A 16,865-nucleotide genomic window follows, 5' to 3' on the forward strand; every position below is an offset into this window, starting at 1 on the left:
CCTACTCCTCCGCCTCCCCGGCGGCCGCCAGGTCCTGCCGCGAGTGGGCGCCCAACTTCCGCAGCGCGCGGGCGACATGCTGCTCCACCGTGCGGGAGGAGAGGTGGAGGGTCTCGGCGATCTCGCGGTTGGTGAGGCCGGTGCCGGCGAGGACCGCCACCTCGCGTTCGCGGGGGGAGAGCTGGCCGCCGTAGCCGGGGCGGCCCGGCGGGCGGCGGTCGGTGACCTGGTGGTTGCTGCGCAGGGTGGCGCGGACCCGGGCGGCGTCCCAGACGGCGCCGAGGTCGTCGAGCACCTTCGCGGCGCCGGTGAGTTCGTCCACGCCGCGGTCGGTCTCGGCGGCGGAGCCGACGGCCAGCGCGCAGCGGCCCGCGCCCTCGTGGGCGAGCGCGGCCTCGTAGGGGCGCGGCAGTTCCTCGTACGCGGCGGCCGCCTCGCGGTAGAGGGCGGCGGCCCGGGCGTGCTCCTCGGCGTTCTCGGCGAGGGCGGCGCGGCAGCGGGCCAGGGAGGCCCGGGGGATGCGCACGAGCAGGCCCTCGACGCCCGCGGCGAACTCCGCGACCCAGGAGTCGGCGGTCTCCCGATGCCCGGTGGCGGCCAGCGCCTCGACGGCCCAGGGGGCGAGATCGGCGGCCCAGGCCCAGACCCCCTTGCGGCGCAGCCGTTCCCAGGCCCCGCGGGCCTCCTCGGCGGCGGCCTCGGTCTCGCGTTTGGCGAGGGCCAGGCGGATGCGCAGCATGGCGCTCGCGGCGTCCAGCGGGACGGCGGGGGAGCGGGTCAACGGGCCGTTGCCGGAGGTGAGTTCGGTGACCCGGCTCCAGTCGCCCTTGGCGAGGGCGAGGACGGCGCGTACGAAGTCGGCGTCCACGGCGGCGAGATGGGTCTCGCCGACCTCCGCGGCGTAGGCGTTCGCGCTCTCCCCGAGGCCCTGCCAGTGGCCGGTGGCGAGCAGCAGCAGGAGTTCGGTGCTGCGGCCGGTGCGGTGGGCCCCCATGGCACCGGTGCGTTCGGACAACTCGCGGCCCTCGGCGAGGAGTTCGGCGGCGCGGTCGTACTCGCCGAGCCAGAAGGCGGAGTCGATGGCGTTGACCACGCCGCGGGCGACCTGCTGACGTGCCGCCAGTTCCTCGATGTCGCGCGGGAGCCGGTCGACCAGCTGCCAGGCGTCCGGGTGGCCGATGTTGAGCATCACGGTGGCCCGGTTGGCGGCCACCGCCATCTGCACCGCGAGGTTGCCGCTCTCCTCGGCGGCCTCCTCCGCGCGCCGCAGCCAGCGCAGGTTCTCCGCCAGCGGCGGGCCCGGCCAGTACGGCATCGCGAGCGCCGACATGGCCCGCGCCGCCAGATCCGGACGGGACTCCAACTCCTCGGCCGCCTGGGTGAGTTCGGCGCGGCCGCCCTCGCCGAGGCCGACCGTGTTGGACAGCAGCAGGGCGAGGTCGAGGCGCATCTCGCCGCGTACCTCCACGGGCAGGTCGACATCGTCGACGATGTGCCGCATCACGCCCACGGTCTCGTCGGTGCGCAGCGCGATCACGGCGCTGCGGGCGAGCAGCAGGGCCAGCTTCACCCGGTGCTGCTGCGGGATCTCCGGCGCGGCCAGGGTCCGGTCGAGCAGCGCGATGGCCTCCAGGTGGCGGCCGCCCGCGGCGAACTGCTCGGCGGCCCGCTCCACCGCGCGCAGCCAGTCCCGGGTGCGGCCGCTGTGCCGGTGGTGCCGGGCGAGCCGCGCCCAGGGCACCGGCTGCCTGCGGCCGAGGACCCGGGCGGCCCGGCGGTGCAGGTCCTCGCGCACGGTGCCGGGCAGCAGTTCGTGCACGGCGTGCGCGGCCAGCGGCACGTCGAAGCCGTAGCGGCCGCGGTCGAACTCGCAGAGCACCCCGGCGGTCTCCGCGGCGAGCAGCGCCTCGCGGCCCCGGGGCAGCTCCATCCCGGCGACGGCCGCCAGCTCCTGCGCGGGCGCGGGCTCGCCGAGCACCCCCGCGGCCCACACCACCGGGCGGTACTCCTCGGGCACCGCGCCGGTGCGCCCGGCGGTCAGCTCGGCGAGGCGGACCGGCACGCCCGCCGCGTCCACGTCCGCGGGGCCGAGCGGGTCCCGGCCGCCGTCGTCGAGGGCGCGCAGCAGGTCCGCGGCGACCTGGGCCACGCCGCCGGTGCGCTCGTGCAGCCGGGCGGTGAAGCCGGGGGCGCAGCGCTGCTCCCCGAGCACCTCGGCGGCGTGGGCGGCCAGCGCCTCCTCGCTGAGCGGGCCGAGGTCGAGGCGGATCACCGCGGCCTCCGGCGGATAGTCCACCGGGGCGCCCAACGGCAGCCCGCGCTCGGGGAGTTCCTCGGGCCGGTAGGTGAGCACGGCGGTCAGCGCGGCGGGCGGGCGGGTCAGCAGCTGGCGCAGGGCCGCGCGGGCGGACGGGTCGGCGCGGTGCACGTCCTCGGCGACCAGCAGGGCCGGTCCGCCGGAGTGGGCGAGGGCGCCGAGCGCGGTGAGCACATCGCGCGATCCCGCGGTGGCCCGGGCGGCGTCGGCGCTCTTCTCGGGGGCGGCGGCCCGCGCCTCGCCGCCGGGCCCGCGGCGGGCGGGCGGCACGCGTTCCCCGGCGGAGCGGGCGAGCTGACCGCGGCGGCCGGGCAGCGCGGCGGGCAGCCGGCGCTCCTCGCCGAGCGCGTGCGCCGTGCCCGCCGCGGGGAGCCGGTTGAGCAGCACGGACTCACCCGCGGTGAAGGAGACGACGAGGACCGAGCGGCCGCGGGCGTCGGGCAGTTCGAGCAGGCGTCCGACGAGGCGGCTCTTGCCCGTACCGGCGCGTCCGGCGACCAGGGCGAGGCCGAGCGCGCTGCCCTGGGAGGCCAGCATGCGGCGCAGCCGGAGGTCTGCGGTAGGCTCACTCGCGGTCACCGCACGCTCACGTCCCTGCCCTCCGTCGCCACGCTCGCCTCCCGTGCTCCTGACCGCGGTCTTCCGGCCGGTGGGCGGCCCCTGCGGGGCGGCGTGCGGTGCGGACCGGGCCCGCCCGGGTGCGGGGCGCCCCGGGGAGACCCGCGGGGTCAGGAGTTGTTTGCGTATCCGTAGTTCAGTGTCCCTGATTGTGTGGCCCGGCGGCCAGCCCCGAATGTAGAGACACCACCCCCCAGGTACGTGTCCGGGACCTGATCAAGGTGCCGGGCGCGGTCGGTGAGCGTCCGGGCCGTCTCCCCACAAGGCGGTCCGGTCTCTCCCCCTCACCTTCCGAGTGCCTGTGCAGTCGGGCCTTCGGCCCTTCACCGTCAGCGTGTGAATCCACCATCCCGACTCACCCCGGTCAGGGAGATCTGGAGCTACACATGAGCACCGTCAGGGACCCGGGTCCGCTCGCCGCTCCCGTCCGTCTCGCGCCGCGGGCGACCGCCCTGCGGGAGACCGAGGCGCTGTGCTCGATGCCGGTGAGCGCCGAAGCGGTCCCCCTGCTGCGGCGGTTCGCCAGGGACACCTCCCGGCAGTGGGACCTCCCCGGCAGCGCCCAGGAAGCGGCCTGCGTCATCGTCACCGAACTCGTCACCAACGTCCTGCTGCACAGCGGCAGCCGGGACGTCACCCTGCGGATCGTGCTCAGCGACTTCGCCCTGACCGTCCATGTCGACGACGAGGGCCGCTGGAAGCACCGCCCCGCCGCCCGCCTCGCCACCGAGGACGCGGGCGCGCGCTGCGGCCGGGGCCTGCAACTCGTCGACGCCTACGCGGTCGCCTGCGATGTGGACCGTACGGAGCGCGGGACCCGGGTGCGGGCCGAGATCGCGGTCGCGGCGGCCTGAGCCCCCGTACCTCCCCGGCTTCCGCGGGCCGGCCGACGGCCTCAGGCCGCCTGGGACTTGAGCCCGTCCAGCATGATGTCGATGTAGCGGCGCCAGTCCCCGCTGCGGCGGTGCACGATCGAGGTCAGCCCGCAGGTGAGCGAGAGGATGTCCACGCTCGCCATGTCCTGGCGGATGCTGCCGCCCTCCTGGCCCTTGCCGATCAGCGCCATGAGTTCCGCTTCGAGGTCCTCCCGCAGCGGGCTGCGCGGGCCCTCCGAGCCGAGGCTGCCCTCGGTGACGGCGGTGGCGAACCCCCGGTCGCGGGACTCCACTTCGGCGATCCGGGTGAGCAGCAGATGCAGGGCCTGGAGCGGCTCGGCGGAGTCGCGGCAGACCGTGCGGTAGTAGGTCAGGATCTCCCCGAAGCGCTGCTGGCCCGCGGCGATGACCATGGCCTCCTTGGTGGGGAAGTGCCGGTAGAGGGTGCCGATGCCGACCTCGGCCCGGCGGGCCACCTCGTCCATGGACACCTCGGCGCCGCGCTCCGCGAAGAGCTCCCGCGCGGCGTTGAGCACGCGGGCCCGGTTGCGCTCGGCGTCCGCGCGGAGCCGGGGACGGGTGCTCTGCGCCTTCTCGGCGCCGGTCGTCTTCTCGCTGCCTGCCGCCATGCGGAACCTCCTTCCGGTTGACTCTACTATGCCCCCTCCGGGCCCCTCGGCGGAGCGGGCAATCGGCCAACTTGCACACCCGGCGGACGATTTGGGGTGGTTGGGTGATCAACCGCGGGCCGCCGGGCGGTGGTTGACACCCCTTCGCGCTCTCGCCTGTACTGAAATATCGGAAGCGGAGTCCGATTCCCGTACCGGTGGCCCGAGTCGGCGCCGTCGGTACCGGTCGCACCCGGCGGCCCGTCCGCGGCGGCAGGACCGGACAGGGGAACCAAGGGAACAGGGAAGGACGTACACGATGTCGATGTCCCGGGAACGGGCGAGCGCGCCGCGGGTGACGCCCTCGGTGGAGGCCTTCCTCGCCGAGCCGCACCTGGCCACCCTGACCACGCTCCGCCCCGACGGCACCCCGCATGTGGTCGCCGTCCGCTTCACCTGGGACGCGCGGTCGGGGCTCGCCCGGGTGATGACCGTGCGCGACTCCCGCAAGGTGCGCAATGTGCTCGCGGCGCCGGGCGGCCGGGCCGCGCTCTGCCAGGTCGCCGGGTTCAAATGGGTCACCCTGGAGGGCGCCGCGACCGTGTCCGAGGACCCCGTACGGGTCACCGAGGGCGCCCGCCGCTACGCCGCCCGCTACCTCTCGCCGCCGCCCAATCCGCCGGGCCGGGTCGTGGTCGAGATCGCCGTGGACCGGGTGATGAGCCTCAACAGCTGAGCGGGGGCGGGTACTTCGGCCGCCGTGCGCGGATCCGTACGCGAGGTGTGAGCGCGTACGGATCCGTGCGGGACGTACCGGTACGCGGAGGAAGCGGGGCGCCCGGGCGGCGCCCCGCTTCCCGTGTGCCGGGGGAGGAGGCGCGGGCCCGCCCCCGGCGGACGGGCCCGCGCCGGAGCGCTACCTGCCCCCGCCGCCCGGCGGGGTGCCGTGCTTCCACATCAGGCGGAAGCTCAGCGCGGACAGCCGCCAGCCCTCGGGGGTCCTGCGGGCGCGGCCGTCCACGAAGGTGCCGGTCCGGAAGAGCGGGCCCAGCTCCGCGGCGTTCTCCGGCCGGTGGACATGGGTCGAGGTGCAGTTGGCGCGCAGCCGGGCCGTGCCGCCCCCGCCCTCGATCTCGACGAAGGCGTGGGTGCCCATGTGCTGGGTACAGGTGAAGGCGTCCAGGGTGCGCTGGTGGAAGGCGCCCATGCCCGCGGCGCCCTGGTGGCCGCCGACCGGGAAGGTGACCGAGGCGTCCTCGGTGAACAGGCTCCGCGTCCAGTCGTCGTCCAGCTTCTCGTCGTCCAGGGTGATCAGGTACCGGTCCAGGAGTCCCGCGATTTCGGCGGTCGATTCGCTTGGCGTCATACCTGAAGGATTGCCCGCCATTCGTGGCCTGCCAGGCTTCCTGTCACGGATCTGACGTTCCTGTCGAAGGCCTGTAGTAGCCGCCCCAAGGCCTGTACTTGACGACTGTTTACCCCTTGCCGCATTCCTGGGAAGAATGAGGCAACACCGTCGGGAGAGGGCAGATGGAAAACTTTGACGCGGACGTGATCATTGTCGGTGCCGGTCCCACGGGACTGATGCTCGCCGGGGAACTCGGGCTCCACGGAATTTCGGCCCTCGTGGTCGACAGGCTCGAAGAACCGATCCAGCAGTCCCGCGCCCTCGGTTTCTCCGCGCGGACCATCGAGGAATTCGGCCAGCGCGGACTCCTCGCCCGTTTCGGTCAGGTCGACGTCATCCCGTTCGGGCATTTCGGCGGAGTGCCGCTCGATTTCCAGATCGTCGAGGGCGGTTCCTACGGGGCCCGCGGAATTCCGCAGTCGCGCACCGAGGGCGTCCTCGCCGGGTGGGCCCGCGAGAAGGGCGCCGAGATCCGCCGCGGCGTCGAGGTCACCGGCCTCGACGACGACGGCGAGGGCGTCACCCTCCAGGTGCGCACCGGCGAGGGCGAGTCCCGGCTGCGCGGCCGGTACGTGGTCGGCTGCGACGGCGCCCGCAGCGTCGTCCGCAAGGCCGCCGGGATCGGCTTCCCGGGCAGCGAGGCGGAGATCGAGCTGCGCTTCGCGGACATCTCCGGGATCCAGCTGCGCCCGCGGTTCATCGGCGAGAAGGTCCCCGGCGGCATGGTGATGGTGCTGCCGCTCGGGCCCGACCGCAGCCGCATCATCTACTTCGACCGTACGCAGCCGCTGCGCGAGTCGGCCGAGCCGATCACCTTCGAGGAGGCCTCCGAGGCCTTCCAGCGGCTGTGCGGCGAGGACATCAGCGGCGCCACCCCGCACTGGGTCAGCTCCACCACCGACGTCAGCCGCCAGGCGGAGGCCTACCGCAGCGGCCGGGTCTTCGTCGCGGGCGACGCCGCCCACATCCATCTGCCGATCGGCGCCCAGGGTATGAGCGCCGGGATCCAGGACGCGGTCAACCTCGGCTGGAAGCTCGCTCTGGACCTGAAGGGCAGGGCGCCCGAGGGGCTGCTCGACACCTACCACGAGGAGCGGCACCCGGTCGGCCGCCGCATCCTCGTCAACACCCTCGCCCAGCGCAGCCTCTACCTCGGCGGCGAGGAGATGAAGCCGCTGGTCGACGTGATGGGCGAGCTGGCCGGGTACGAGGTGGTCCGCAAGCACCTGGTCGGCATGGTCACCGGCCTCGACATCCGGCACTCCACCGTCCCCGGCGAGCACCCGCTGCTCGGCCGCCGCCTGCCCGACCGCGAGCTGGCCGTCGGCGGCGAGAAGACCACCGTCTTCGCCCTGCTCACCGAGGGCCGGGGCGTCCTGCTCGACCTCTCCGGCAGCGCCGAGGCCCGCAAGGCGGCCGAGGGCCACGCCGGCCGCGTCGAGGTCGTCACCGCCGAAAGCCACGGCATCGGCGCCGAGTTGGACGCCCTGCTGGTGCGCCCCGACGGCTATGTCGCCTGGGTCGCCCCCGCGGGCTCGGGCGCCGAGGGGCTCCTGGAGGCCCTCGACCACTGGTTCGGCGCCGCCGACTGAGCCGCCCGGGGCCCCGCCCCGCCACGTACCCCCTGCTCTCCCACCCTCCGAGAAGGAAGCGACGACAGCATGCCCAAGATCTCCACCGAAGACGGCTACCTGACCGTGCTCAACCTCTTCACCGCGGACGCCCCCGAGAAGCAGGAGAAGCTGCTCGGTGAGATGCGCAAGATCGTCGACGCCGCCACCTACGAGGGCTGGATCTCCAGCACCGTGCACGCGGGCGTCGACCAGCCGGGCACCGCGAACTTCATCCAGTGGCGCAGCGGCGAGGACCTCGAAAAGCGGTACGCGGGCGAGGAGTTCAAGCACCGCACGCTGCCGGTCTTCGGCGAGATGACCACCTCGATCCGGCTGCTGCAGAACGACATCGTCTACACCCAGCGCGCCCCGGAGCTGAACGGCGTCACCGAGATCTCCCCGGACCGCGACGACTACACCGTCATCACGGTCTTCGGGGTGGAGAAGGAGAACCAGGACGCGCTCGTCGAGGCGCTCTCCCAGGACCACTTCCTGAAGGTCGACGGCTACCGCTCGCACTCCGTCCTCAAGGGCCGGGCCGCCCGCGGCCTCGAAGGCTCCTTCGTGGTCGCCTACTCCCAGTGGGCGAGCAAGGAGGCCTACGACGCCTTCAACTCCCAGCCGGAGGGCGAGCGTTCGGCCGAGCGCAAGGAGGCCGAGGCCACCGTCCGCTCGCTGATCACCTCGGTGGACTCCAACACCTACCGGGTCGTGCACACCCGCGCCGCGGGCGAGTGACCCACCGGCCCGGGAGTTCCGGGCCGGCCAGCCGCGGCGACGCCCGGCCCCCGACGGGGCCGGGCGTTCGCCGTCGTTCCACACCGAAGGCCCGGGCCGGACGCCGCCCGGCCCCAACTGCCGTCATCTCAACGGGGAGAAGACATGTTCACGCGCAGAACCGCACTCCGCTCCGGCGCCGCCCTCACCGGCACCCTCGGCGCCGCCGGGCTCGCCGTACCGCTGCTCGGCGGCACCGAGGCCGGGGCCGCCGCGCCCGGGGAGGCCGCCGGGCAGGCCGGGGCCGGGGCCGCCGGCTTCGACGTCTCGGCGCTGGTGAAGTTCACCCGGCCGCTGCCCGCGCTGCCCGTGCTGAGCCCGCGCCGCCGCACCGCCCGCGCGGAGACGTACGAGCTGCGCCAGCGGGAGACGGAGTGCGAGATCGTGCCGGGCCTGAAGACCCGGGTGCGGACCTTCGACGGCTGCTTCGCCCCGCCGGTGATCAAGGCGGTACGGGGCCGCCGCACCGTGATCCGGCAGGTCAACGAGCTGACCGTGCCGACCTCGATCCATCTGCACGGCGGGCATGTGCCCGAGTCCAGCGACGGCGGGCCGATGGACCTGGTCCAGCCGGGCGCGAGCCGCACGTACACGTACCCCAACGAGCAGGCGCACGCCAACCTCTGGTTCCACGACCACGCCCACCACCAGGAGTCCGAGACCGTCTTCCGCGGGCTGACCGGCCTGTATCTGCTCACCGACGAGACCGAGCAGCGGCTGCCGCTGCCCTCGGGCGCCTACGACGTGCCGATCGCGATCCGCGACATCCGCCTCGACGAGGCCGGGCAGATCGTCTACGCCATGAACGACGGCAAGGACCGCAACCTGATGCTGGCCAACGGCGTCGCCTATCCGTATCTCGCCGTCGCCGCCCGCAAGTACCGCTTCCGGATCGTCAACACCTCCAATCTGCGCACCCTCGACCTGCGGCTCTCCGATGGCTCCTCCTATGTGCAGATCGGCTCCGACGGCGGACTGCTCGCCCGGCCCTTCACCACCTCCTCGCTCACCCTCTCGTCCGGTGAACGCGCCGATATCGTGGTCGACTTCGCGCGGTACGCGGCCGGCACCAGGCTCGTCCTGAAGAACGCGGTGGCCAGCCCGCCCGGGCCCGAGGACCAGATCGGCGACCTCCTCGAATTCCGGGTCGGCGACAGGGCCGAGGACCGCAGCCGGATCCCGGACACCCTGCGGTCGCTGCCGCCGCTCCCGCCGCCGGACCGCACCCGGGAGATCGAGCTCCTGATGGGCGCGGACGGCACCGGCCTGATCGACGGCAAGGCCTACCAGGAAGGGCGCGTCGACGCCCAGATCCCCTTCGGCTCCACCGAGTTGTGGTCCATCCGCAACGCCAACGACCGCGGCAGCCACAACTTCCATGTGCACCTGGTGCAGTTCAGGGTGGTGGAGCGCAACGGCCAGCCGGTGACGGCCGGTCCGGAGAGCGGCCTGAAGGACACCGTCCGGCTCGCCCCGGGGGAGACGGTCAAGGTGCAGGCCACCTTCGGCGGCTACCGGGGGGACTTCGTCTACCACTGCCACATGATCGACCACGCGGCCATGGGGATGATGGCCACCATGCGGGTCGGCTGAGCGGGCGGGGCCGCGCCGCTCCGAGCCCTGGCGCCACGGGGGCGTGCCGGTGTACCGGTACGCCCCTGGGCCATGCCCGGAAACCGGCGCGCACCCCGGCGCCCGTACCGGCCCGGGCGCCCCGGCTGTCCCGGCACCACCCCGCGCACCCGCTCGCGCCCCCGCCCCAGCCGCCTCCCGGGTGGCGTCCGGTCACTTCCCTGACCCGTCCGTGCCGCTTCCTGACGTTCGCCTGGCGGTCCTCTGACATTGCGGGGGCGGCTCTGCGGTACCTGACGATTCCGTACCGAGAAATGCACAAGGGCGCCTTGTAGGACGCGGGCTTTGGAAGAACCATTTACCACACCGGGCGATGTCACCGGGGGGCGGCCTCCGGTAAGGCACTTCCCCGCCACTCCTTTTCACCGAGTGCCGGAAAAGTGCCTGCGGCGGGCCGCAGAACACCGCCGAGCTCCCATGGGCGGCCGAATGGATTCGTGAATGCAATTCCCGGGCCGGTTTGTGTCTCCGGCGCGGGGGCGGCGCTTTCGCGGGCGCAGCCGAGTGCCGCACAGACCGCAACTGCCAAGGAGCGAGAAGATATGCACAGCACGCTGATCGTCGCCCGGATGGACCTCGGTTCGAGCAAGGACGTGGCCGGGCTCTTCGGCGAATTCGACGCCACCGAAATGCCGCACCGCATGGGGACGCGGCGCCGCCAGCTCTTCGCGTACAAGGGCCTGTACTTCCACCTCCAGGACTTCGACGAGGACAACGGCGGCGAGCGCATCGAGGAGGCCAAGACCGACCCGCGCTTCATCGGCATCAGCCAGGACCTCAAGCCCTTCATCGAGGCCTACGACCCCGCCACCTGGCGCTCCCCGGCCGACGCGATGGCCCAGCGCTTCTACACCTGGGAGGCGTGAGGTGCCCGGGCGCAGAGTCGTGATCACCGGGATGGAGGTCCTCGCCCCCGGTGGTGTCGGCACCAAGAACTTCTGGAGCCTGCTCAGCGAGGGCCGCACCGCCACCCGCGGCATCACCTTCTTCGATCCCGCGCCCTTCCGCTCCCGGGTCGCCGCCGAGATCGACTTCGACCCGTACGCGCACGGGCTGAGCCCGCACGAGGTGCGCCGCATGGACCGCGCCGCCCAGCTGGCCGTGGTCGCCGCCCGCGGCGCCCTCGCCGACAGCGGCCTGGAGACCGCGGCCCTGGAGCCGCACCGCACCGGCGTCACCGTCGGCAGCGCGGTCGGCGCCACCATGGGCCTGGACGAGGAGTACCGGGTGGTCAGCGACGGCGGCCGGCTCGACCTGGTCGACCACGCCTACGCGGTGCCGCACCTCTACAACCACCTGGTGCCCAGCTCCTTCGCCGCCGAGGTCGCCTGGGCGGTGGGCGCCGAGGGCCCCAGCACCGTGGTCTCCACCGGCTGCACCTCGGGCATCGACGCCCTCGGCTACGCCCTGGAACTGGTCCGCGAGGGCTCGGTGGACGTGATGGTCGCCGGGGCCTCCGACGCCCCCATCTCGCCCATCACCATGGCCTGCTTCGACGCCATCAAGGCCACCACCCCGCGCCACGACGACCCGGAGCACGCCTCGCGGCCCTTCGACGGCACCCGCAACGGCTTCGTGCTCGGCGAGGGCAGCGCCTTCTTCGTCCTGGAGGAGTGGGAGTCGGCCCGCCGCCGCGGCGCGCACGTCTACGCCGAACTCGCGGGCTACGCCACCCGCTCCAACGCGTACCACATGACCGGACTGCGCACCGACGGCGCGGAGATGGCCGAGGCGATCCGGCTCGCCCTCGACGAGGCGCGGCTCGCCCCGGAGGCCATCGACTACGTCAACGCGCACGGCTCCGGCACCAAGCAGAACGACCGGCACGAGACGGCCGCCTTCAAGAAGAGCCTCGGCGCGCACGCCTACGCGACCCCGGTCAGCTCCATCAAGTCGATGGTGGGCCACTCCCTCGGCGCGATCGGCTCCATCGAGATCGCCGCCTCGGCGCTCGCGATGGAGCACCACACGGTGCCGCCGACCGCCAACCTCACCACCCCCGACCCGGAGTGCGACCTCGACTACGTCCCCCTGCACGCCCGCGAGCAGCGCACCGACGCGGTGCTCTCGGTCGGCAGCGGATTCGGCGGCTTCCAGAGCGCGATGGTGCTCGCCCGCCCGGAGAGGAGCCCGGCATGAGCGCACCGGCGGTCATCACGGGAATCGGTGTCGCCGCACCCAACGGCCTGGGCCTGCGCGACTACTGGGCCGCCACCCTCGGCGGCAAGAGCGGCATCGCCCGCCTCACCCACTTCGACCCCTCCGGCTATCCGGCCCAACTCGCGGGCGAGGTACCCGGGTTCGTCGCCGAGGACCACCTGCCGAGCAGGCTGATCCCGCAGACCGACCGGATGACCCGGATGGCGCTCGCGGCGGCCGACTGGGCGCTGGCCGACGCGGGCATCACCCCCGCCGAACTGCCCTCCTTCGACATGGGCGTGGTCACCGCCAGCTCCTCCGGCGGCTTCGAGTTCGGCCAGGGCGAGCTGCGCAAACTCTGGAGCCAGGGCAGCCAGTTCGTCTCCGCGTACCAGTCCTTCGCCTGGTTCTACGCGGTCAACAGCGGCCAGATCTCCATCCGCAACGGCATGAAGGGCCCGAGCGGGGTGGTGGTCAGCGACCAGGCCGGCGGGCTCGACGCCCTCGCCCAGGCGCGGCGGCAGATCCGCCGGGGCACCCCGCTGATCGTCACCGGCGCGGTCGACGCCTCGCTCTGCCCCTGGGGCTGGGTGGCGCAGCTCTCCGGCGGCCGGATGTCCACCAGCGCCGAGGCGGCCCGCGCCTATCTGCCCTTCGACCGGGAGGCCCGCGGCTATGTGCCCGGCGAGGGCGGCGCCATCCTGATCATGGAGGACGCCGAGGCGGCCCGCGCCCGCGGGGCCCGGGTGCACGGCCGGATCCTCGGCTACGGCGCCACCTTCGACCCGAGGCCGGGCAGCGGACGCCCGCCCGCCCTTCGCCGGGCCGCGCAGACGGCGCTCGCGGACGCGGGCGTGGACGCCGCCGACATCGACGTGGTCTTCGCGGACGCCGCGGGCGAACCGGCCGCCGACCGCGCCGAGGCCGAGGTGCTCACCGCGCTCTTCGGGATCCGCGGCGTCCCGGTGACCGCGCCGAAGACCATGACCGGGCGGCTGTACTCGGGGGCCGCGCCACTGGACGTCACCGCGGCCCTGCTCGCCCTGCGCGACCAGGTGATCCCGCCGACCGTGCATGTGGAGCCCTGCCCCGAGTACGGGCTCGACCTCGTCCTCGCCCAGCCGCGCCCCGCGAAGCTGCGCACCGCGCTGGTCCTCGCCCGCGGGCACGGCGGCTTCAACTCCGCGCTCGTGGTCCGCGGTCCCGAGTGAACCACCTCGCCCCGCCGCGCAGTTGAGTGCGCGTCAGCTCCCCGTCCCCGCGCCGCCCCGCTCGCCCCGTGACATCCCGATGGAAGGACACCCCATGGCCACCGCCGCGTTCACCCTCGACGACCTGAAGCGGATCCTGCTGCAATCCGCCGGCGCCGCCGAGGGCGTCGACCTGGACGGCGAGATCCTCGACACCGAGTTCGAGGTCCTCGGCTACGAATCCCTCGCCCTCCTGGAGACCGGCGGCGCCATCGAGCGCGAGTACGGCATCTCGCTGGACGACGAGGTCATCACCGACGCGGAGACCCCGCGCGCCCTCATCGACGCCGTCAACGCCCACCTGTCCACCGCCGGTGCGGCCTGAGCCGAAGGAGCCTTCACCATGACCGAGAACACCCAGGAACACGGCCGCCTCGCCCTCGTCTCGGGCGGCACCAGCGGCATCGGGCTGGCGAGCGCGCGGCTGCTCGCCGAGCAGGGGCACCGGGTCTTCCTCGGCGCCCGGGACGCCGACCGGGTCGCGGCGACCGTCAAGGAACTGGCCGGCGAGGGCCTGCCGGTGGACGGCACCGTCCTCGACGTGCGCGAGGACGCCTCCGTACGGGCCTTCGTCCAGGCCGCCGTGGACCGCTTCGGCACCGTGGACGTGCTGGTCAACAACGCCGGCCGCTCCGGTGGCGGGGTCACCGCCGACATCCCCTTCGAGCTGTGGGCCGATGTCATCGAGACCAACCTCACCAGCGTCTTCCGGATGACCAAGGAGGTGCTGAACGCGGGCGGCATGCGTGCCAAGAGCCGGGGGCGGATCATCAACATCGCCTCCACCGCGGGCAAGCAGGGTGTCGTCCTCGGCGCCCCGTACTCGGCCTCCAAGCACGGCGTCGTCGGCTTCACCAAGGCGCTGGGCAACGAGCTGGCGCCGACCGGGATCACGGTGAACGCGGTCTGCCCCGGCTATGTCGAGACGCCCATGGCCCAGCGGGTGCGCCAGGGGTACGCCGACGCGTACGACACCAGTGAGGAGGCCATCCTGGAGAAGTTCCAGGCGAAGATCCCCCTCGGCCGCTACTCCACGCCCGAGGAGGTCGCCGGACTCGTCGGCTACCTCGCCTCCGACACCGCCGCCTCGCTGACCTCCCAGGCCCTCAACGTCTGCGGCGGACTGGGCAACTTCTGACGTCCGTACGGCGATCCCCGCACCCCTTCATCTGTCTGGAGTTGTGGCTATGACGACCCGTGAGGTCGAGCACGAGATCACCATCGCGGCTCCGGCGGCGGCCGTGTACCGGCTGCTCGCCGAGGTGGCCAACTGGCCCCGCATCTTCCCCCCGACCCTCTACGTGGACCGCGAGGAGCTGGGCCCGGGGCAGGAGCGGATCCACATCTGGGCCACCGCCAACGGCGAGGCGAAGAACTGGACTTCGCACCGGACGCTGGACGAGGACGCCCTGCGCATCACCTTCCGGCAGGAGGTGAGTCCGGAGCCGGTGGCGGAGATGAACGGGACGTGGATCATCGAGCCGCAGGGCGCCTCGTCCTCGCGGGTGCGGCTGCTGCACGCCTTCAAGGCGATCGGTGACGATCCGCACGACCTGCTGTGGATCGAGACGGCGGTCGACAAGAACAGCACCAAGGAACTGGCCGGGCTGAAGGAGAACGTCGAACTCGCGCATGCCGCCGAGGAGTTGACGTTCTCGTTCACCGACACGGTCCGTATCGACGGTGCGGCGAAGGACGCGTACGACTTCATCGACCAGGCCGACAAGTGGGACGAACGGCTCCCGCACGTGGCGCGGGTGCGGCTCACCGAGGACACCCCGGGGCTGCAGGAGCTGGAGATGGACACCCGGGCCAAGGACGGCTCCACCCACACCACCAAGTCCTACCGGGTGACCTTCCCCCACCACCGCATCGCCTACAAGCAGGTCACCCTGCCCGCGCTGATGACCCTGCACACCGGGATCTGGACCTTCGAGGAGGACCCCACCGGCACCCACACCACGGCCTCCTCCCAGCACACCGTCACCCTGCGCCCGGAGAACATCGAGAAGATCCTCGGCCCCGACGCGACCGTCGCCGACGCCCGCGCCTATGTGCAGAGCGCGCTGTCCACCAACAGCACCGCCACCCTCGGCCACGCCAAGAACCACGCGGAGCGCCAGGGCTGATGGACACCGCGGACCGCCTGGAGACCCAGGTCATCATCGTCGGCGCCGGTCCGGTCGGGCTCCTGCTCGCCGGTGAACTCCGCCTGGGCGGCGCCGAGGTGGTGGTGCTCGAACAGCGCGAGGCGCCCACGACCGAGTCGCGGGCCTCCACCCTGCACGCCCGCACCATGGAGATCCTCGACAGCCGGGGACTGCTGGCCGGCCTCGGCACCCCGCCGCAGGAGCCGCGCGGCCACTTCGGCGGCATCCCGCTCGATCTGACGCTGCCCAGCCGCTATCCGGGCCAGTGGAAGGTGCCGCAGTTCCGCACCGAGGAACTGCTCCAGGAGTGGGCGCTCGGCCTCGGCGCGGACATCCGCCGCGGCCACCAGGTGCACGCGCTGAACCCGGGCGACCAGGCGGAGTACGTCGAGGCCGAGGCCACCGGACCCGGCGGCAGGCGCGTCCTGGTGCGCGGCCGCCACCTGGTGGCCTGCGACGGCGAGGAGGGCACCGTCCGCAGGCTGACCGGGGTGGTCTTCCCCGGGCAGAGCGCCACCCGGGAGCTGCTGCGCGCCGACGTGGACGGCATCGACGTACCCGATCGGCGCTTCGAGCGGCTGCCGCGGGGCCTGGCCATCGCCGCCCGGCGGGGCGACGGGGTGACCCGGGTGATGGCCCATGTCTTCGGCTCGACCGCCCAACCCCGCACCGGGGAGGCCGAGTTCGGGGAGGTCGTGGCGGCCTGGAAGCAGGTCACCGGGGAGGACATCTCCGGTGGCACCCCGCTGTGGGTGAACACCTTCGGCGACGCCTCCCGGCAGCTGGTGCACTACCGGCGCGGGCGCATCCTCTTCGCGGGCGACGCCGCCCATGTGCAGATGCCGATCGGTGGGCAGGCCCTCAACCTCGGCCTCCAGGACGCCTTCAACCTCGGCTGGAAGCTCGCCCGGCAGCTGCGGGAACCCGGCGGGGAGGCGCTGCTCGACAGCTACCACACCGAGCGGCACGCGGTCGGCCGCCGGGTCCTCGGCAACATCAAGGCGCAGGCCATGCTGCTGCTCGGCGGCCCCGAAGTGGAGCCGCTGCGCACCCTGCTGGCCGAACTCATCCGCCACGAGAAGGTCCGCGCGCACCTGGCCGGGATGATCAGCGGACTCGACATCCGCTACCAACTCCCGGGCCCCGCGCACCCCTTGCTCGGCGCCCGGCTGCCGCACACCGTCCTGACGAGTCCTCAGGGACGGGTGTCCGTAAGCGAGTTGCTGCGCACCGGACGCGGAGTGTGGATCAACCCGGGCGTGGACGTGCCGGACGGGGCCCGTCTCAGCACGCTCACCGGCCGCCCCGAGGAGGGGCCGCTGACCGACAAGGACTCCGTCCTGGTGCGGCCCGACGGGCATGTCGCCTGGGCGGGCTCCACCGGGACCCCACCGCCCGCCGAGGCACTCGGGCCAGGGTGGGAAGCCACCGCCTGAGGAGACCCACCGCCCCGAAGGCACCGCCCCCACTGTGCCGGG

The 16,865-nt window shown here is 73.2% G+C and carries 15 protein-coding genes; 12 read left to right on the forward strand and 3 right to left on the reverse strand.

All coding sequences use genetic code 11. The features are described 5' to 3' along the window. Window position 1: 1 nt before the first annotated feature. Window positions 2–2,854 (reverse strand): helix-turn-helix transcriptional regulator, encoded by a 2,853-nt coding sequence (locus tag MID12_RS22490; RefSeq protein WP_052482551.1) that lies wholly within the window; start codon window positions 2,852–2,854, stop codon window positions 2–4. Between the two features lie 467 nt (window positions 2,855–3,321). On the opposite strand from MID12_RS22490, the gene MID12_RS22495 reads away from it, so the two are divergent. After that, window positions 3,322–3,789, forward strand: coding sequence for an ATP-binding protein (locus tag MID12_RS22495; protein ID WP_052482552.1), 468 nt, complete (start codon window positions 3,322–3,324; stop codon window positions 3,787–3,789). A gap of 41 nt (window positions 3,790–3,830) precedes the next feature. Here MID12_RS22495 and MID12_RS22500 read toward each other — a convergent pair whose 3' ends face one another. After that, the gene (locus MID12_RS22500) at window positions 3,831–4,439 is read right to left on the reverse strand and encodes a TetR/AcrR family transcriptional regulator (protein WP_052482553.1); all 609 of its coding nucleotides are present in this window, start codon (window positions 4,437–4,439) and stop codon (window positions 3,831–3,833) included. Between the two features lie 304 nt (window positions 4,440–4,743). Between MID12_RS22500 and MID12_RS22505 the strand changes: the two genes are divergently transcribed. Beyond that, complete coding sequence (locus MID12_RS22505; protein WP_040258142.1) at window positions 4,744–5,154, forward strand: pyridoxamine 5'-phosphate oxidase family protein; 411 nt, start codon at window positions 4,744–4,746, stop codon at window positions 5,152–5,154. Between the two features lie 180 nt (window positions 5,155–5,334). Here the strand turns inward: MID12_RS22505 and MID12_RS22510 are convergent, their stop codons facing one another. Next, on the reverse strand, window positions 5,335–5,784 hold the full coding sequence (locus tag MID12_RS22510; RefSeq protein ID WP_263170309.1) for a nuclear transport factor 2 family protein: 450 nt from the start codon (window positions 5,782–5,784) through the stop codon (window positions 5,335–5,337). A gap of 164 nt (window positions 5,785–5,948) precedes the next feature. Here MID12_RS22510 and MID12_RS22515 point away from each other — a divergent pair, with 164 nt between their 5' ends. The 10 genes from MID12_RS22515 (at window position 5,949) to MID12_RS22560 (ending at window position 16,823) form a co-directional block, all read left to right on the forward strand. Beyond that, the gene (locus MID12_RS22515) at window positions 5,949–7,418 is read left to right on the forward strand and encodes an FAD-dependent monooxygenase (RefSeq protein WP_263170310.1); all 1,470 of its coding nucleotides are present in this window, start codon (window positions 5,949–5,951) and stop codon (window positions 7,416–7,418) included. A 69-nt stretch (window positions 7,419–7,487) separates the two neighbouring features. Then, on the forward strand, window positions 7,488–8,177 hold the full coding sequence (locus tag MID12_RS22520) for an antibiotic biosynthesis monooxygenase family protein (RefSeq protein WP_040253438.1): 690 nt from the start codon (window positions 7,488–7,490) through the stop codon (window positions 8,175–8,177). Window positions 8,178–8,321: 144 nt separating this feature from the next. Next, on the forward strand, window positions 8,322–9,809 hold the full coding sequence (locus MID12_RS22525) for a multicopper oxidase family protein (protein ID WP_263170313.1): 1,488 nt from the start codon (window positions 8,322–8,324) through the stop codon (window positions 9,807–9,809). 581 nt (window positions 9,810–10,390) lie between these two features. Continuing rightward, on the forward strand, window positions 10,391–10,714 hold the full coding sequence (locus MID12_RS22530) for a TcmI family type II polyketide cyclase (RefSeq protein WP_040253440.1): 324 nt from the start codon (window positions 10,391–10,393) through the stop codon (window positions 10,712–10,714). Window position 10,715: 1 nt separating this feature from the next. After that, window positions 10,716–11,987 carry a beta-ketoacyl-[acyl-carrier-protein] synthase family protein gene (locus MID12_RS22535; protein WP_040253443.1) on the forward strand — a complete coding sequence of 424 codons (1,272 nt, stop codon included), beginning with the start codon at window positions 10,716–10,718 and terminating at the stop codon, window positions 11,985–11,987. Then, on the forward strand, window positions 11,984–13,198 hold the full coding sequence (locus tag MID12_RS22540; RefSeq protein WP_040253445.1) for a ketosynthase chain-length factor: 1,215 nt from the start codon (window positions 11,984–11,986) through the stop codon (window positions 13,196–13,198). The genes MID12_RS22535 and MID12_RS22540 overlap by 4 nt, the downstream gene beginning before the upstream one ends. A gap of 94 nt (window positions 13,199–13,292) precedes the next feature. Continuing rightward, window positions 13,293–13,562 carry an acyl carrier protein gene (locus MID12_RS22545; RefSeq protein ID WP_040253447.1) on the forward strand — a complete coding sequence of 90 codons (270 nt, stop codon included), beginning with the start codon at window positions 13,293–13,295 and terminating at the stop codon, window positions 13,560–13,562. Window positions 13,563–13,580: 18 nt separating this feature from the next. After that, a complete protein-coding gene (locus MID12_RS22550) occupies window positions 13,581–14,375 on the forward strand; it encodes an SDR family NAD(P)-dependent oxidoreductase (protein ID WP_040253449.1) in 795 nt (264 codons plus the stop codon). Window positions 14,376–14,424: 49 nt separating this feature from the next. Then, on the forward strand, window positions 14,425–15,366 hold the full coding sequence (locus MID12_RS22555; protein ID WP_040253451.1) for an aromatase/cyclase: 942 nt from the start codon (window positions 14,425–14,427) through the stop codon (window positions 15,364–15,366). Continuing rightward, complete coding sequence (locus MID12_RS22560) at window positions 15,366–16,823, forward strand: FAD-dependent monooxygenase (protein ID WP_040253452.1); 1,458 nt, start codon at window positions 15,366–15,368, stop codon at window positions 16,821–16,823. The genes MID12_RS22555 and MID12_RS22560 overlap by 1 nt, the downstream gene beginning before the upstream one ends. Window positions 16,824–16,865: the final 42 nt, after the last annotated feature.

This window comes from Streptomyces sp. SCSIO ZS0520 (assembly GCF_025643355.1).
Classification (GTDB): Bacteria; Actinomycetota; Actinomycetes; order Streptomycetales; family Streptomycetaceae; genus Streptomyces; species Streptomyces physcomitrii.

Bases quoted from the DNA above. Each gene is read 5' to 3' on its own strand.
- MID12_RS22490 (WP_052482551.1), bottom strand. From the start codon at position 2,854: ATGCTGGCCTCCCAGGGCAGCGCGCTCGGCCTCGCCCTGGTCGCCGGA.
- MID12_RS22515 (WP_263170310.1), top strand. From the start codon at position 5,949: ATGGAAAACTTTGACGCGGACGTGATCATTGTCGGTGCCGGTCCCACG.
- MID12_RS22555 (WP_040253451.1), top strand. From the start codon at position 14,425: ATGACGACCCGTGAGGTCGAGCACGAGATCACCATCGCGGCTCCGGCG.
- MID12_RS22510 (WP_263170309.1), bottom strand. From the start codon at position 5,784: ATGACGCCAAGCGAATCGACCGCCGAAATCGCGGGACTCCTGGACCGG.
- MID12_RS22495 (WP_052482552.1), top strand. From the start codon at position 3,322: ATGAGCACCGTCAGGGACCCGGGTCCGCTCGCCGCTCCCGTCCGTCTC.
- MID12_RS22540 (WP_040253445.1), top strand. From the start codon at position 11,984: ATGAGCGCACCGGCGGTCATCACGGGAATCGGTGTCGCCGCACCCAAC.
- MID12_RS22560 (WP_040253452.1), top strand. From the start codon at position 15,366: ATGGACACCGCGGACCGCCTGGAGACCCAGGTCATCATCGTCGGCGCC.
- MID12_RS22525 (WP_263170313.1), top strand. From the start codon at position 8,322: ATGTTCACGCGCAGAACCGCACTCCGCTCCGGCGCCGCCCTCACCGGC.
- MID12_RS22545 (WP_040253447.1), top strand. From the start codon at position 13,293: ATGGCCACCGCCGCGTTCACCCTCGACGACCTGAAGCGGATCCTGCTG.
- MID12_RS22550 (WP_040253449.1), top strand. From the start codon at position 13,581: ATGACCGAGAACACCCAGGAACACGGCCGCCTCGCCCTCGTCTCGGGC.
- MID12_RS22500 (WP_052482553.1), bottom strand. From the start codon at position 4,439: ATGGCGGCAGGCAGCGAGAAGACGACCGGCGCCGAGAAGGCGCAGAGC.
- MID12_RS22530 (WP_040253440.1), top strand. From the start codon at position 10,391: ATGCACAGCACGCTGATCGTCGCCCGGATGGACCTCGGTTCGAGCAAG.
- MID12_RS22520 (WP_040253438.1), top strand. From the start codon at position 7,488: ATGCCCAAGATCTCCACCGAAGACGGCTACCTGACCGTGCTCAACCTC.
- MID12_RS22505 (WP_040258142.1), top strand. From the start codon at position 4,744: ATGTCCCGGGAACGGGCGAGCGCGCCGCGGGTGACGCCCTCGGTGGAG.